Source organism: Burkholderia sp. NFPP32 (assembly GCF_900119325.1).
Lineage (GTDB): Bacteria > Pseudomonadota > Gammaproteobacteria > Burkholderiales > Burkholderiaceae > Burkholderia > Burkholderia pyrrocinia_C.
In genome coordinates, this window is record NZ_FPJP01000002.1 from 493,266 (window position 1) to 509,358 (window position 16,093).

Below are 16,093 nucleotides of genomic sequence, written 5' to 3' on the forward strand. Positions count from 1 at the left end.
GCCTCATAGGTCAGGACGCGCCGTGCGCGCGCCCGGACGGCACGATGCGCGTCGCGAAGCGCTGCGTGCCGTGCTGGTGAATGGTGAAATCGATCGCCGCCGCGCCGATCGCGAACACCGCGGTCGCGAGGGTGTTCTCGTCGTCGGGGTCGGCCGGGTCGTCGCGGTAGATCGGCAGTCCTTCCGGCGCGCGATCGCCGAGCACGCGCAGCAGCGCGGCTTCGTCGATCGCGTCGATGCCGGGCGTCAGCGCGTCGACGCGCCGCTGGCGGTCGGCCGACGATTGCGTGACGATCTGCGCTTCCTGAGCGTCCGTTGCGCAGCCGGGATGCACGAGATGGTTCGCGTGGCCCGCGAGCCGTGCGACGTCGATCACCGAACAACGCGCGGCACTCGCTTCGATGCTCAGCAGCCGCGCATCGCCGGTCGCGCCGAGCGTGTGATGAAAACCGCTCGCGCGGGCATGCAGGCGCAGCACGTCGGCCGCCGCGTCGAGCGACGTCGCGTCGAGCACGGCACGCGCGAGGATCATCCGCGGCACGCCCGGTGCCGGCGTGCGAATCCGCAGGTTGTTGATCGCCTGCGCGATACCCGCGCGGTTCGCGGCAAACGTATGGCCCGGCAGCGAACCGGGGTAGTAGAAACTGATGAAGCCCGGCTTGCCTGCAGGCTGCACGTCGACGAGCAGGCAGCGCTCGCGCAGGAACGGATCGCCGTCCTCGTTGTGCGCGATCCAGCGCGTGCCGTCCGCGTCGCGCCCGGCGAGCGTCGTGCAGCCGTCCGGCGCGTTGTGGATCAGCTCGCCGCGGCAGTTCCAGAGGAAGATGTCCTCGGCCGGCCAGCCGATGCCCGCCGCGATCCCGTCCAGTTCCGCGACGAGATCGGGGTACGCGGCCAGCGCCGCCTGCCGCAGCGCATCGACGAACGGATGGCCGCGCCAGCAGCTCACGGCCTGCCACGCGCCGCTCTGCTGCATGTACGCATCGAACACGGGACGGGCGAGTTCGCCGAGGCGCACGCCGATATCGAACGGCGCGCCGGCGATGACGGGGGAAAGGGAAAGCGGCATGTCGAATGTATCGGTTTCGTTCAGGACACGTGTTTCAGGAACTCCTTCAGGCGCGGCGTCGGCGGCCGGTCGATCAGGTCGACCGGATGGCCGTCCTCGGCAATCCCGCCCTGATCCATGAACAGCAGGCGCGTGCCGACCCGCTTCGCGAAGCCGATCTCGTGCGTGACGACGATCATCGTCATCCCTTCGGTTGCAAGATCCTGCATCACTTTCAGCACTTCGTGGCGCAATTCCGGATCGAGCGCCGACGTCGGCTCGTCGAACAGCATCAGCCGCGGCCGGATCGCGAGCGCGCGCGCGATCGCGACGCGCTGCTGCTGGCCGCCCGACAGCTCGGACGGGTAATGATTCGCGCGCGATTCGAGGCCGACCTTGTCGAGCAGCGCCATCGCCTGGTCGCGCGCGTCGGCGCGCGATGCGCCGCGCACCTGGGTCGGCCCGAACATCACGTTCTCGAGCGCGGTCATTTGCGGAAACAGGTTGAATTGCTGGAACACCATGCCGGCTTCGAGCCGGATGTTGCGGATCGTGGTCGCGTTGCCGCGCACGCTCTGGCCGTCGACGAGCAGTTCGCCGCCGGTGATTTTCTCGAGCGCGTTGATACAGCGCAACATCGTCGATTTGCCCGACCCCGACGGGCCGATCACGACGACCACCTCGCCCGCGTCGATCTTCAGGTCGATATGCTTCAGCACCGGCACGTGGCCGAAGCTCTTCGACACGTTCTGGAATTCGATCATGCTCATAGAATTCTCATCCTCCTTTCGACGAGCCGCAGCGTCAGCGTCATCGCACCGGTCAGCATCAGGTAGATGACAGCCACCGCGCTCCAGATCTCGACCGCCTGGAAATTGCCCGCGATGATTTCCTGCCCCTTGCGCGTCAGTTCGCCGACGCCGATCACGATGAACAGCGACGTGTCCTTCAGGCTCACGATGCACTGGTTGCCGAGCGGCGGAATCAGCCGCCGGAACGCCAGCGGCCCAACCACCTTCAGCAGCACGCGCGGCATCGACAAGCCCATCGCGAGCCCCGCTTCCGTCAGCCCCTTCGGGATCGACAGCAGCGCGCCGCGCACCACTTCCGCGAGATACGCACCGGAATTCACCGTGATCGCGATGATCGCGGCCGTCAGGCCGTCGATCCGGATGTGCGCGAGCAACGGCAGCGCGAAATACAGGAACATCACCTGCACGACGATCGGCGTGCCGCGAATCAGTTCAATGTAGACCTGTGCGAGCACGTTCATCGCCTTCGGTCCGTATGCGCGGAACATGCCCGCGATCATCCCGACGATGAAGCCGCCCACCAGCCCGAAAAGTGCGATGAACACCGTCAACCGGACCCCGTCCATCAGGTCCGGCAACGCCGCCCAGATCGCCGACCAATCGAAATTCACTTGTCGCTCCCCGTTCGATTCAAGACCGGCGCGGCCGCACGGCCGCGCGCTGTTGCGCCGTCACGCTCACATCTTCGGCGGCTCGGCGCCGAACCACTTCCTGTAGATCTGCGCGTAGCGGCCGTCGGCCCTGATCTTCACGAGCGACGCGTTGACCTTCGGCACGAGCGCGCTGCCCTTCGGGAAACCCATCCCGTACTTGTCGCCGCTGACCGGCTGGCCCGCGACCTGCACCTTGCCCTTGCCTTCGTTGTTCACGAAGAACAGCACGTTCGGCGTGTCGTGCATCGCCGCGTCGACACGGCCGGCTTCAAGCGCGAGGTAGGCCTGGTCGATGTTCGGGAACTGGCGGATCTCCTTCGGCTTCAGGTGTGCCTTGATCCAGTCGATCGTCGCGGTGCCCGTCTTCGCGGCGATCACCTTGCCGTTCAGGTCGTCGATCGACTTGATCGTCGTGTTGCCGGTCTGCACCATCGCCGCGAGGCCGCTGTCGTAGTAAGGCGCGGAGAAGTCGATCGCCTTCTTGCGCTCCTCCTTGATCGTCATCCCCGACAGCGCGACGTCGATGTTCTGCGTCTGCAGCGCCGGGATCAGGCCCGCGAAATCCATCGGCTGGATCGTGTATTTCCAGCCCTGGTCCTTCGCGATCTCGGCCCACAGGTCGAGATCGAAGCCGACGTACTTGTCGCCCTGCTTGAACTCGAACGGCATGAACGACGTATCGGTGCCGACGACGAGCGTCCTGGTATCCGCGTGCGCGAGGCTCGCGCCGAGCGCGGCGGCGACCGCGACGGCTTTCAGGAAGGAACGGCGACTCATGGTTTCTCTCCGCATGATTGAGCGATGTAGCCGGCCAGCCGGCCGGCGGGAACGACGACATCAAGCCGCACCGCAACATGCGATGTCGAATTAGACCGTAGTGCAACATGTGTTGTCAACGGCGATACTACGACAACAAAAAAGTGCGCAACGGGGAATTGCATCGAGACAAACCCGGGCCGCGCGGGCCGGATACATCGGAGGAATGGGGAGATGGCCGGGGCGGAGCGCCCGGGCCGGGTCGCGCCGCGCGGGCAGATGGCGGAACGTGAGAGAGGATGGTCGCGTTTGGTGCGGGCCCGCGGGTTTGCCATCCCGTGCAACACGTGCGGCGGGATGACGACGGCGAAACCGCGAGCGCATTCGCCACGATCCGCCCGCCGTTCGCGCAGGGGGTCAGCGATTCAACACGGCGTCGTGCCGGGGTGGTCGTGCCCGCGAAGCCGGCAACCGCCGGCGCGCCTCAACGAGCGTTGCGGGATTCGCGCATGAACGCCGGTCGGCGGCACACCGATACGGCTTCGATCACGCCGCCACCCCGCTCGCCTGATGCGACACGAGCCGCGCATAGGCACCCTGCCGCGCCATCAGTTCCGCATGACGCCCGGCCTCGATGACGCTGCCCTGCTCGATCACGAGAATCGTGTCGGCATTGCGCACGGTCGACAACCGGTGCGCAATGATGATCGACGTGCGCTGCGTCATCAGGTCGTCCAGCGCCGCGCGGATCTGCTGCTCGCTGATCGTGTCCAGATGGGACGTCGCCTCGTCGAGGATCAGCACAGGCGCATCCTTCAGGAACGCGCGCGCGATCGCGACACGCTGGCGCTGGCCGCCCGACAGCTGCACGCCGCGCTCGCCGACGCGCGTCGCGAGCCCGTCCGGCAGCCGCGCGACGAATTCGCCGAGCGCAGCATGATCGATCGCGCGCTGCACGTCCGCGTCGGACGCGTCGTTCGCGGCGAGCCGGATGTTCGCTTCGAGCGTGTCGTTGAAAAGATAGGTATCCTGCGCAACGAGCGCGATGTGCTGCCGCAGGTCGTCGAGCCGCAGGTCGCGCAGGTCGACGCCGCCGAGCGTCACGCGGCCGTGCTGCGGATCCCAGAAGCGCAGCAGCAGGCTCGCGACCGTCGACTTGCCCGCGCCCGACGCGCCGACCAGCGCAACCGTGCTGCCGGCCGGCACCTCGAAGCTCACGCGGTCGATCGCGGGCACGCCGCGGCCCGGATACGTGAAGCACGTTTCCTCGAAGCGCACCGCCGGGTTGCCGGGCATCGGCTGCGTGCCGTCCGTTACGGTCACGGGCTCCTTCTCGAGCGCGCGCAACCGTCGCGTCGACGCGATCGTGTCGGCGAGCTGGCGCGCGACCTGGCCGATTTCGGCAACCGGCATGAACGCGGCCACCGCGACCAGCACCAGCAGCGGCAAGGACTCGCGCGGAAACCAGCCGCGCGCGCACAGCAGCGCACCGAGCGCCGCGACGGCCAGCCCGCCGAGCCCGCTCGCGATTTCCAGCGCGGCGCTTTGCGTCGACAGGTCGTCGAGCAGCTTCGCGCGCTGCTTCCGATACGCATCGACCTCGGCCACGAACGCTTCGCGCCGACGCGCGATCGCCTGGAACGCGGTCAGCTCCGCGAGCCCCTGGATCGTTTCGGTCAGGTGCGCGCCGAGCTGGCCGAGCGCTTCGCGCGCGCCGGTGCCGAGCCGGTCTACATCGCGGCGGGCCAGCACGGGCGCCAGCCCGGCCCACAGCAGGAACGGCAGCAGCACGAGCGCAAGCGGCCACGCGACCGACGCGAGCAGCATCAGCACGCCGGCCGGCACGAGCACCGCGACGAACGCGGGCGCCAGCGTGTGCGCATAGAAATACTCGACCGTCTCCACGTCCTGCGTCGCGAGCGCGACGAGATCGCCGGAACGGCGGCGCAGCAGCCCGGCCGGCGCGAGGCGTTCGAGCGTCGCGAACAGCGCGATGCGCATTTCCGCGAGCAGCCGGTACGCCATGTCGTGCGCGAGCCACGATTCGAGCCAGTGCAGCACGGCCGCGACCGGCGCGATCGCGAGCAGCGCCGCGACGAGCGCCATGCTCGCGTGACCGGCCGACACGGCGCCGACCACCAGCGCGCCGATCACGCCGACGCCGATGAACGCGAGTACGCGGCCGATCCCGAACAGCACGGTCAGCGCGACCTTGCCCTTCCACGGACGCACGAAGCGCAGCAGCGCCCGCAACGTTTCCGGCCAGCCGATCGTCGCCGCGTCGTCGTTCAGCGGCCGCACCTGCGGGCCCGACGACGCACGCGCGGTGGCGCCGGCCGTCGCCGCCGCGCCGATCGATTCGGCGACCGCCTCCAGTTGCGGCCCCATCAGCCGGCGATACGGACCGTCGCGCGCGATCAGCGCCGCGTGCGTCCCTTCGTCGACCACCTGCCCCTGGTCGAGCACCAGGATGCGGTCGGCGCCGATCACGCTGGACAGCCGGTGCGCGAGCACGAGCGTCGTCCGCCCGCGCGTGAGCCGGTCGAGCGCCTGCTGGATCAGCGCTTCGTTCTCCGCGTCGACCGACGACAGCGCCTCGTCGAGCAGCAGGATCGGCGCATCGCGCAGCAGCGCGCGGGCAATCGCGATGCGCTGGCGCTGGCCGCCCGACAGCATCAGCCCGCGTTCGCCGATGCGCGTCGCGTAACCGTCGGGCAGCGCCGAGATGAAATCGTGCGCGTTGGCGGCGCGCGCGGCCGCGATCATGTCCGCGTCGCTCGCGTCGGGGCGGCCGAGCCGCAGGTTGTCGGCGACGCTGCCGTCGAACAGCGTCGCATCCTGCGCGACGACCGCGATCATCTCGCGCACCTGGTCGGCGTCGAGCGCGCGCACGTCGTGACCGCCGATGCGGATCGCGCCGCCCTGCGCATCGTGCTGGCGCAGCAGCAGGCGCACGATGGTCGACTTGCCCGCGCCGCTCGGGCCGACGATCGCCACCGTCTCGCCTTCGCGAACCGAGAAGCTCAGTGCCGCATGCGCGCCGGCGCGGCGCCCCGGATACGCGAAGCTGACGCCGTCGAACACGATCTCCGGCCGCAAGCCCGTCACGCGCGGCGCGTCGGCGGCCGGCGCATGGCTGCCCGCGTCGAGCAGCGCGTGGATCGCATTCGCCGCCGACTGGCCGATCATTCCCTGATGCAGCACCGCGCGCAGGTCGCGCAGCGGCCGGAAGATCTCGCTGCCGGCCATCAGCACGATCAGCAGCGCCTCGAGGCTCATGTCGCCGTGCCGCACGCGCCACGCGCCGACCGCGATCGCCGCGGCCGCGCCGAGGCCGGTGCCGAGATCGGTGAAGAGCCGCGTCAGCAGGCCGAGCGCGAGCACCCAGAACGTGCTGTCGGACAACGCGCGCGCCTTCGCGGCCAGCTTCGCGCCGAACGCGGTGCTCTGCCCGAACGCCTTCAATGTCGGCAGGCCCTGCACCGCATCGAGAAACTCTTCGCCGAACGCCTTGAAGGCGGCCGAGCGTGCGAGCGCCGCGCGCCGGTCGGCGCGATGCACGAGTTGCGGCAGCGCGAGCGTGACGAGCGCCGCGACCAGCAGGATCGCGGCCGTCGGCACGTCCCACCACGCGAGCACCGCGAAGATCATCACCGGCGCGCACGCGGCGATCACGAGTTGCGGCAGGTAGGCGCCGAAGAAGGTCTGCAGTTGCTCGACGCCGTCGACGACGGCCAGCATCACGCCGCCCGTGCGTTCGCCGCTGAACCATGCGGGCCCGAGCGCGGCGATCCGGTCGAACAGCCGCGCGCGCAGCGTGGCCTGCACGCGCCCGGCCGTATGCTGCGCGAGCACCGTGCGGCGATGGTCGAGCCATGCGCGCAGCAGCACGCAGGCCGCCGTTGCGACGACGGCTTCGGCGATGCTGCGCACCGGCGCGGCGGAAAAGACCCGCGCCAGCACGCGGCCGAGGAACACGAAACGGAGGATGCCGACACCCATCGCGAGCAGCCCGAGCGCGACGGCCGCGGCCACCCGCCAGCGTAGTCCCGCCATCATTGCCCATAGTCGTCGGTCGAAATACATGAAGCCCTCCAGTCGGTGTTTTGGTGCGGTTTTTCTTGACCGGATCGAGGCTACCCGCGCGGCCCGCGCGCGGCAAAAGATGATTTTTCAACGGGTGTTGAGTCAACTACAATACCCCGCATGTCGCACCTTCCTCCCCTTAGCGCACTGCGGGCTTTCGAGGCGGCTGTCCGCCTCGGCGGGTTCGCGCGCGCGGCGGCCGAGCTGAACGTATCGACCAGCGCGGTCAGCCACCAGATCCGCGCGCTCGAGGAATCGCTCGGCGCGCGGCTGCTCGAACGCAGCACGGGGCTCGGCGGCATCGGCCTCACGCCGGCCGGCGCACGCCTGCTGCCGGCCGTCAGCGACGCGCTGTCGCGCCTGACCGACGCCTGCGCCGAGATTCGCGGCACCGCGCAACGGCTCACCGTTTCCGCCAATGCGCCGTTTTCGTCGATGTGGCTCGCACGCCGTCTCGCGGAATTCTCGTCGCTTCATCCCGAAACGCCGCTGCATGCCGTCGTGCTCGAAGATGAACCGGATTTCGCGCGCAGCGGCATCGATCTGGCGATCGTGCACGTGCCCGCGCACCGGCTGCGGGCCGACGACGACGTGCTGATGCGGGAGACCGTGTTTCCGGTATGCAGCCCCGAGCTGTATCCGTACGCATCGGGGTACGTGTGCCGCTCGCGGCTGCTGCAGGAGATGCACGAAAACAGCCCCGAGATCGACTGGCGCAACTGGGCATCGGAGTTCGGCTTGCCGGGCGATTTCGAAACGAAGATCGTCCGCTACAGCAGTTTCAGCCAGGTAATCGGCGCGGCGGTCGGCGGTGCGGGCATCGCGCTCGGCCGCGTGCCGCTCATCGAGCCCGAACTGCGCAGCGGACGTCTGGTGCCGCTGGTGCCGGGCCTCCAGCGCGATGCGTCATGGCGCTTCGTGCTGCGCCGCCATCCGTCGACGCGGCACCGGCTGCTCGATCCGCTGATCGCGTTCCTGCGCCGCGAAGCGGACGCGCCGCCGTTCGTCGCCAAGATCGTTGCGCCCGCATCCAACGATAGTCACGCGCGGGGCGCGGGCGGCGCATAACAGCGCCGGCACGCGAGGCCGGCACCGCCTGCTCCCCGGCCCGTTACGGCGTGGCAAAGAACAGCGCGACGACGCACGCCATCCCGGCGAACCACACGAGCGAACGCAGCGACGCCCAGTTCAGCAGGTACATCAGCGCATAGACGACGCGGATCGCGACGAAACCCATCGCGAGTTGGTCGACGTGATGCGCGTTCGCGCCGTTGTGCCACGCGACCACCAGCGCGGCCGTGAACAGCGCAAGCGCTTCCCACGCGTTCTGGTGTGCGGCCTGCGCCCGCGCGCGCCAGCCCTCGAGTTTCGCGAGGTAATCGCGCGGCGTGCGGTTGTCGTAGCCCTTGCGAGCCTTGGCCAGGAACGTCAGCGGGAACGGTAACAGCGCCACGATGAACAGGCACAGCTGGGACGTCGTCATCAAAGTCTCCTCCTTTATGATTACATTGTTCAATGACAAGATCGCCGGGAGCTTAGCATTGCGCCGTGCTGTTCGCGCACCGGTTTTCTAGACGGGAGACTCGGCTGCACGTGCCGCCGCCGGCCGCGGCCGGCGTGGTCCACCACCAAAATTTCCACCAAATCGTCGACAAATACGTTAATTAAAACTGGTCGAACACCAATAAGATAGCGCTCGACACTGGCTTGACGCGTAACCGAGCCAGCCTGCCGACCCGGGCGCGCCGCCGCGTGCCGAACGACATCCGACCCGAGCCATCGCCATGCCCCGTCCCATCGTCGCCCATATCCGCCCCGACGCCGTCCGTCACAACCTCGACTTCATCCGCCGCACCGCCGCGCAATCGCGCGTGTGGGCCGTGATCAAGGCCAACGCATACGGCCACGGCATCGAGCGGATCTACCCGAGCCTCGCGGCCGCCGACGGCATCGCGCTACTCGACCTCGACGAAGCCGTGCGCGTGCGCGAGCTCGGCTGGGACAAGCCCGTGCTGCTGCTCGAAGGGATCTTCGAGCCGGACGACGTCGAGCTGGCCGATCGCCACCGGCTGACGGTGGCCGTGCACTGCGACGAGCAGCTCGACCTGCTGATCGCCGCGAAGCCGCGGCAGCCGATCGACATCCAGCTCAAGATGAATTCCGGGATGAACCGGCTCGGCTACCGGCCCGCCGCGTTCCGCGCCGCGTGGGAACGCGCGGCGAGCGCGCCGTCGATCGGCAGGATCACGTTGATGATGCATTTCGCGAACGCGGACGAAGGCGAGGTCGACTGGCAGCTCGATTTATTCGACGCGACCACGGCCGGGATTCCGGGCGAGCGCTCGGTATCGAATTCGGCGGCCGTGCTGTGGCATCCGCGCGCGCACCGCGACTGGGTGCGGCCTGGCACGATCCTGTACGGCGCGTCGCCGACCGGTGCGGCGCGGCATATCGCCGACACGCCGCTGGTGGCCGCGATGACACTGACGAGCAGGATCATCGGCGAGCAGACGCTGTCGCCGGACGAAACCGTCGGCTACGGCCGCCGCTTCACGGCCGACCGGCCGATGCGGATCGGCGTCGTCGCGTGCGGCTACGCGGACGGCTATCCGCGCCATGCGCCGACCGGCACGCCGATCGCGGTGGACGGCGTGATGACGCGCGTCGTCGGCCGCGTGTCGATGGACATGCTGACCGTCGACCTGACGCCGTGCCCGAACGCGGGCATCGGGTCGAGCGTCGAGCTGTGGGGCGACCAGGTGAAGGTGGATGATGTCGCGCAAGCCAGCGGCACGATCGGCTACGAGCTGATGTGCGCGCTCGCGCGCCGCGTGCCGGTCGTGATCGTGCCGCCCGGCGCGTCGACCGCGCAGCCGGCGCTGCGGACCGGGAGCTACGGGCGCTGACCGCGGTTGATGCTGCGGCGCACTACCGCGCCGCCGCGCGTGCCGCTTCACTTTCGGGCCGCCTCGCGCGGTCCGTTTACGTTCCGGCGGACGGGAAACCGGAGCCGGAGAATACGCGTTTGTTACAGCCCTTCCGCTCCGTTCGACCGGCCTATCCGGCGGTGTACTACGAGCGCCACGTCGGCTTCCACTTCTCGAGGAACGCGTCGATCCCTTCGCCGGCATCCTCTTCCATCATGTTGCGCGCCATCACGTCGCCCGCATACGCATACGCTTCGTCGAGCGGCAATTCGCGCTGGCGATAGAACATCTGCTTGCCGTAGCGCACCGCGGCCGGGCTCTTCGCGACGATCTCCGCGACCTTGCGCGCGACGGCCGCGTCGAGCGCGTCCTCGGGCACGGCCTCGTTGACGAGCCCCCACGCGGCGGCCGTCGCCGCATCGACGAAGCGCCCGGTCACGAGCATGTCGAACGCGCGCTTCGCCGTAACGTTGCGGCTCAACGCGACGGCCGGCGTCGAACAGAACAGCCCGACGTTGATGCCCGATACCGCGAAGCGCGCGGTGTCGGCCGCGATGGCCAGGTCGCACGCGGCGACGAGCTGGCAGCCGGCGGCCGTCGCGATGCCCTGCACACGCGCGATCACCGGCACCGGCAATGCGCGCATCGCGAGCATCACGCGGCTGCACTGCGCGAACAGCGAGCGGTAGTAGTCGAGTTCCGGCTTGGCGCGCATCTGCCGCAGGTCGTGGCCGGCGCAGAACGCCTTGCCTTGCGCGGCCAGCACGACGCAGCGCACGTGCGGATCGGCCGCCAGCGCACCGAACGCGTCGTGCAGGCTCGCGAGCATCGCTTCGGACAGCGCGTTGAACTGCTGCGGCCGGTTCAGCCGCAGCGTGACGACGCCGTCGCGCACCTCGCGCAACAGGATCGGCTCGGCAGTCTCTTGATCGGGTTCCATGACGTTTCGCTCGACGGAGTTCGGCAGGATTCGGTGCGGCACGAACGGGCGGCGATGACGCATGCGCGTTCGCGGCATGTCGATGAAATGGTCCTCCACATTGCGCGCGGCGTCCAGTCGCGGCGCGGCGCTGGCGGTCACGGGTGCCTGCGCCCGCTACGCCACGCGCGCACGCCCGACCACAACTGCCCGACGCCACCGAGGAGAAAGACGGCACCCATGCCGCCGAAGGTCAGCACGCCGCCCCAGATCGCGCCGAACGTATTCATCCGCGCGGTCATCGCGGGCGCCTCCGGCGCGTAGCGCACCTCGACCGTCGCGCCGTCCGGCACGCTGACATCGCCGCCCTGCGGGTATTCGACATGCTCGCCCGCGAGCGTCGTGAACGCGATCTGCGGATGATGCGGGCCCGCGTTCAGCTTGACGACGCGGCCCGGCACGACGACCGACGTCCGCAGGAACTCGCGCGTCGACTGCGCGTACATGGCGACACCGATCAGCAGGCACGTGCCCGCGACGGTGAACACGACGCCCTTCACGATCGGCATCTCCGTGTGCGGCGCGGCGCGGCGGGATTCGGACGCCATCGCACCGGCCCTACGGGCGTGACTGATAGAACGACACGTCGATCTTCGACTGCGTCTTGCAGCGGTACATCACGCCTCGCCCCGTTTCGTCGGTCACGCCTTCGTACGGGCCGTTGCAGCCCGTGACCTTGTACTGCGCCAACAGGATGCGCTTGCCGTCCGTCGGTGCAGCCACCCGTGCCGCGCATGCGCCGCGCGCAAGCACTGCCTGATCGATTTTGGTTTTCATCGGAATCCCCGTTCCTGATTGTTATGGATGCCGGGCGTGATGCGCGTGACGCGCAGGCACGCCGCCCTCGGCATTCGGCAGGATACGGACATCGCGGAGCGCTGTAAATTGCGCGTCAGCCGCCGCTACCCGGCGCCCGCGATCGACTGCCGCAGCAAGATGTGCGCGGCGTCGCGTTGAAAACGACAGCGCGCTTCAGCCGCGCCGCCCGGCGCCTTTCGCCGCGCCGGCACGCGTCGTCAGCGCTGCCAACGCAGCTATCGCATAGGCCGCCGAACTGACCGCCGCGACCGCCCATAGTGACGCCGCCGGCTTCGGCAGCAGCATCGTCGCGGCGCCGGCGATGGCCACCCCGAGCAGGCTTCCGGCCTGCCTCGCCGCATTGAGAAACCCCGACGCCACGCCGGCCGCGTCCGCCGGCACCTGATCGAGCACCGTCGATATCATCGGTGCCACGGACAGCGCGGTTCCGGTGCCGAACACCGCCATCGCCGCCCAGGTCACCGGCCACGGCGCGCGCATCGCGAGCGCGCCCGCCAGCGCCACGACGGCGAGCGTCGCCATGCCGAGGCCGCCCGACATCAACCGGGCCGCACTGGCACGTCCGTGCAGCTTTCCGGACAGCAGGTTGCCGAGCGACAGGCTCAGCGCGAGCGGCAGCAGCATCAGGCCCGTCTGTCGCGCATTCAGGCCGACGCTTCCGTGCAAGTACAAGCTCAGCACGAACAGCAGGCCGAAGTAACCGACATAGACAAGGCCGCCCATCAGGTTCATCGCGACGAACACGCGATTGCGAAACCACGCGGGCGGCACCATCGGCTCGCGGATGCGCCGTTCGACGACGATCAGCACGGCTGTCGCAAGCCCGGCGGCCAGCATCGCCCCCCAGACGGCCGGCGCACCGAGGCCGCGCGTCGGCAGCTCGATCGCGGCAAAGCACAGCGCCCCAAGCGCGGCCGCACTGGCGAACTGGCCGGCCCAGTCGAAACGACGCGTGTGCCGCGAAGCCGGCATACGCACGAGCAGCGCCGCCCCCGCGAACGCGGCCGCGCCGGTCGGCACGTTGACGAGGAACGCGCTGCGCCAGCCGAAGCCCTCCACCAGAATGCCGCCCAGCACGGGCCCCACGGACGCCGCGACCGACGCGATGCCTGCCCATACGGCAATCGCCCTGGCCCGCTCGGCTGGCACCTCGAACGTACCGCGGACGATCGCGAGCGATGCGGGGAGAAAAAGCGCCGCGCCCACGCCTTGCACGAAGCGCGCGGCCACGAGAACCGCCACGGACGGCGCGAGACCGCAGGCCGCCGACGCGCCGACGAAAAGCGCCAGCCCGGCCAGGTAAACGTTCGCGGCGCCGAACCGGTCGGACGCCGTGCCGCCCGCGAGGATCAGCGCGGCAAAGCTGAGCGTATAGGCGTCGACAATCCACGCGAGTTGCGCGACCGTCGCGCCGAGGCTGGCGCGCATGGCGGGCAGCGCGACGTTGACGATCGTCGTATCGAGCACCGCCATGAACATCCCGATCGCGACCAGCGCAAGCGTCAGGTGGCGGCCGCGCGCGGTCGGGCGGCCTGCCGTCGCCACGGGTGCGGGTACAGGTACGGCAACGGAGGCGGATTGACAGTCGGTCATGAAAAACTCCAGGTCGATGCCGGGAGTCTAGAAACCGTGCGCAATGCAGAAAAGTAGTAATTTCGCATCCAGATGATGCAGAATTGCATCTCCGCTTCCGTCACCGCCTTGCCTCGCGAAACCACCCATCCGCATGAACTGGGACAACGCCCGCTTCTTTCTGGCCCTGGCGCGCACCGGCACGCTGCGTGCCGCCGCAGCGCAACTGAACGTCGATCAGGCAACGGTGGGACGCCGCATCGGTGCGCTGGAGGACGAACTCTCCGCGCGCCTGTTCCTGCGCACCCCGGCCCTCTACGTGCTGACGACCGCGGGTGAAGCGTTGCTCGAGCCCGCCGAAACGATGGAACGCGCGTCGCTGACGATCGAGCGGCGCGTGATGGGGCTCGACGACCAATTGTCCGGATCCGTCCGGATCGCGACGACCGACTCGCTCGGCAAGCGTTTCGTGATTCCGGCCATCGCCCGCCTGCGCCACAAGCACGCCGGGATCGACGTCGCGTGCGTGACGTCCACGGAAATCGCCAACCTCACGCGGCGCGAAGCGGATCTCGCGATTCGCACGTTGCGTCCGGAATCGCCGGACCTGATCGTCAGGCGGCTCGGGCATCTGGAAAGCGGCATCTATGCGTCCCGCGGCTATCTGGCCGAACGCGGCGAACCGACGCCGGGCCATGCGTTCGAAGGACACGATCTCGTGATGTACCAGCAGCCGGTGATGCCGACGATGTGGGGTGCGCTGTGCGGCGAACCGACGTCGCGCGGCCGCGTGATGTTCCAGACATCGTCGACGATGATGCTGGTCGAGGCCACGCTCGCGGGGCTCGGCGTGGCGGAACTGCCCTGTTTTCGTGCCGACCTCGAGCCGCAACTGGTACGCCTCATGCCGCGCCGATGCAACCACTTCGACGTGTGGCTCGTCGCGCATGCGGATCTCTACAAGACAGCGCGCATCCAGGCCGTGATCGAGGCCGTCGTCGACGAATTCTCGTCCGCCGGCCCGTCGTCCCGGTAACGCCCCTGCCCGCGGCACGCGCGGCCCGCCATCAGCCCGCGAGCTTCCTCAGCGCGTCGAGCACCGCGTCGCCCTTGAACGGCTTCACGATCCAGCCCTTCACGCCGGCCGCCTTGCCGCGCTCCTTCATCGCCGGACTGCTTTCGGTCGTCAGCATCACGACGTTGACCGCCGTGTTCGCCAGTTCGCCGCGGATCTTCTCGACCATCGTCAGGCCATCCATGTTCGGCATGTTCACGTCGCTGATCACGAGGCGCACGCCGGGCGTCGCCTTGAGCTTCGCGAGCCCGTCCTTGCCGTCGACGGCCGTCGCGACGTCGAGCCCGTGATTGCGCAGGAACCCCGCGACCTCGTCGCGCACCGTGCCCGAATCGTCGACCACCAGAATCTTTGCCATGTCGTATTCCCCTTCCTTTATTTCGGACTTCAACATTCAAAACAGTTCGAGTTCGCCCGATTCGACCATCGGCCCCACGTCCGGCACCGATTCGCGGAAATCCTCCGGCGACCAGCTCAGGCTGAACACGAAACGCTGGTCGAGACACACGGACCGCCCCGATGCCGGGTCGGTCATCCGGTACTTGAAACAGAGCTGCGGACAGTCGCCGCCGAACGAAATGAACTTCTGCTTGTGATTGACGACGAGCGGCACCTGCACCGGATGGCGCGCGAGCGCCTCCGCGTCGCCGAGATAGCGGTTCTTGAACGCTCCCCACACGAGGTTGGTCAGCTCGCCGAGCAGGCTGTTCACGTCGCGGAAGTCTGGCGCGCGGCCGTCGTCGCGCGTGCCGCCGATCATGTCGAGCAGCGGCTGCTCGCTCGTCTGCAGCAGCATGTAGCCGCGGCACCACGCGCTTTCGAGCGCGATCAGGCTGAACACCTCGCCGAAGATGATCTGGTCGCGGACAATGCACGGCGTTTCGTGCTCGATCGTCATGCACGGAAACAGGCTGTCGATGCGCGCCTCGGTGATCTCCGAGATGCCGCGCACGAGCGCGTTCGGGTAGTCGCGGCCGAACAGGTATTCGTCGATCGCGCGCTTGAGCGGCGTCATGTCGTCCGCGACGTAGGCTGCGCATGCCACCCGCGCAAGCGCGTCGGGCAGCCCGTCGCGCGATGTGAGCGATTCGCGGCGCAGGATGATCGGCAGCTCGGGCCGCAGCGCGTCGATCTGCGTCGCGATGATCGCGCTCTCGACCGGCGAGCCGCCGTAATCCTCGGCCAGCAGGATCGCACCGAGATCGATATTCGAGCGCAGCACCTTCAGCAGCCGGCTGCGCCGCACGGTCAGGCCGACCAGGTTGTGCTCGTCGCAGAAACGCTTGATCGCATCGGCATGCGTGCGGCTGTCGTCGAGCACGAGCACCTTGCTGACAGGTTGGTCTTCGGTCATCTCAAGGGTTCC

General features: G+C 68.7%; 15 protein-coding genes. 3 read left to right on the forward strand and 12 right to left on the reverse strand.

Going from position 1 to position 16,093, the window contains the following annotated elements; translation table 11 throughout:
• Window positions 1–10 precede the first annotated feature (10 nt).
• The 5 genes from BT264_RS06540 to BT264_RS06560 all read right to left on the reverse strand — a co-directional run bounded on the left by BT264_RS06540 (window position 11) and on the right by BT264_RS06560 (window position 7,355).
• The gene (locus tag BT264_RS06540) at window positions 11–1,069 is read right to left on the reverse strand and encodes a C45 family autoproteolytic acyltransferase/hydrolase (RefSeq protein ID WP_072436523.1); all 1,059 of its coding nucleotides are present in this window, start codon (window positions 1,067–1,069) and stop codon (window positions 11–13) included.
• Window positions 1,070–1,089: 20 nt separating this feature from the next.
• A complete protein-coding gene (glnQ, locus tag BT264_RS06545; protein ID WP_048246371.1) occupies window positions 1,090–1,818 on the reverse strand; it encodes a glutamine ABC transporter ATP-binding protein GlnQ in 729 nt (242 codons plus the stop codon).
• On the reverse strand, window positions 1,815–2,471 hold the full coding sequence (glnP, locus tag BT264_RS06550) for a glutamine ABC transporter permease GlnP (protein WP_072436522.1): 657 nt from the start codon (window positions 2,469–2,471) through the stop codon (window positions 1,815–1,817). Before glnP ends, glnQ begins: the two co-directional genes overlap by 4 nt.
• Window positions 2,472–2,537: 66 nt before the next feature.
• Window positions 2,538–3,290, reverse strand: a complete 753-nt coding sequence (gene glnH / locus BT264_RS06555; RefSeq protein ID WP_072436521.1) for a glutamine ABC transporter substrate-binding protein GlnH — start codon at window positions 3,288–3,290, stop codon at window positions 2,538–2,540.
• Between the two features lie 525 nt (window positions 3,291–3,815).
• On the reverse strand, window positions 3,816–7,355 hold the full coding sequence (locus BT264_RS06560; RefSeq protein ID WP_072436520.1) for an ABC transporter ATP-binding protein/permease: 3,540 nt from the start codon (window positions 7,353–7,355) through the stop codon (window positions 3,816–3,818).
• A gap of 120 nt (window positions 7,356–7,475) precedes the next feature.
• On the opposite strand from BT264_RS06560, the gene BT264_RS06565 reads away from it, so the two are divergent.
• Window positions 7,476–8,423 (forward strand): LysR family transcriptional regulator, encoded by a 948-nt coding sequence (locus BT264_RS06565; protein ID WP_072436519.1) that lies wholly within the window; start codon window positions 7,476–7,478, stop codon window positions 8,421–8,423.
• Between the two features lie 43 nt (window positions 8,424–8,466).
• On the opposite strand, the gene BT264_RS06570 is transcribed toward BT264_RS06565, so the two are convergent.
• Entirely contained in the window at window positions 8,467–8,838 is a 372-nt protein-coding gene (locus BT264_RS06570; protein ID WP_072436518.1) for an MAPEG family protein, read from the reverse strand.
• A 301-nt stretch (window positions 8,839–9,139) separates the two neighbouring features.
• Here BT264_RS06570 and alr point away from each other — a divergent pair, with 301 nt between their 5' ends.
• Entirely contained in the window at window positions 9,140–10,261 is a 1,122-nt protein-coding gene (gene alr, locus BT264_RS06575; RefSeq protein ID WP_072436517.1) for an alanine racemase, read from the forward strand.
• 166 nt (window positions 10,262–10,427) lie between these two features.
• On the opposite strand, the gene BT264_RS06580 is transcribed toward alr, so the two are convergent.
• The 4 genes from BT264_RS06580 to BT264_RS06595 all read right to left on the reverse strand — a co-directional run bounded on the left by BT264_RS06580 (window position 10,428) and on the right by BT264_RS06595 (window position 13,673).
• Window positions 10,428–11,222: an enoyl-CoA hydratase gene (locus BT264_RS06580; protein WP_072436902.1), complete on the reverse strand. Its 795-nt coding sequence runs from the start codon at window positions 11,220–11,222 to the stop codon at window positions 10,428–10,430.
• Between the two features lie 137 nt (window positions 11,223–11,359).
• On the reverse strand, window positions 11,360–11,809 hold the full coding sequence (locus BT264_RS06585; protein WP_072436516.1) for a DUF3592 domain-containing protein: 450 nt from the start codon (window positions 11,807–11,809) through the stop codon (window positions 11,360–11,362).
• 10 nt (window positions 11,810–11,819) lie between these two features.
• On the reverse strand, window positions 11,820–12,038 hold the full coding sequence (locus BT264_RS06590; RefSeq protein ID WP_072436515.1) for a hypothetical protein: 219 nt from the start codon (window positions 12,036–12,038) through the stop codon (window positions 11,820–11,822).
• Window positions 12,039–12,233: 195 nt separating this feature from the next.
• On the reverse strand, window positions 12,234–13,673 hold the full coding sequence (locus BT264_RS06595) for an MFS transporter (protein WP_072436514.1): 1,440 nt from the start codon (window positions 13,671–13,673) through the stop codon (window positions 12,234–12,236).
• Window positions 13,674–13,806: 133 nt separating this feature from the next.
• Here BT264_RS06595 and BT264_RS06600 point away from each other — a divergent pair, with 133 nt between their 5' ends.
• Window positions 13,807–14,688 (forward strand): LysR family transcriptional regulator, encoded by an 882-nt coding sequence (locus tag BT264_RS06600; RefSeq protein WP_072436513.1) that lies wholly within the window; start codon window positions 13,807–13,809, stop codon window positions 14,686–14,688.
• Window positions 14,689–14,719: 31 nt separating this feature from the next.
• On the opposite strand, the gene BT264_RS06605 is transcribed toward BT264_RS06600, so the two are convergent.
• The gene (locus BT264_RS06605) at window positions 14,720–15,085 is read right to left on the reverse strand and encodes a response regulator (RefSeq protein WP_072436901.1); all 366 of its coding nucleotides are present in this window, start codon (window positions 15,083–15,085) and stop codon (window positions 14,720–14,722) included.
• A gap of 36 nt (window positions 15,086–15,121) precedes the next feature.
• A complete protein-coding gene (locus tag BT264_RS06610; protein WP_072436512.1) occupies window positions 15,122–16,081 on the reverse strand; it encodes a chemotaxis protein CheX in 960 nt (319 codons plus the stop codon).
• Between the last annotated feature and the right edge of the window lie 12 nt (window positions 16,082–16,093).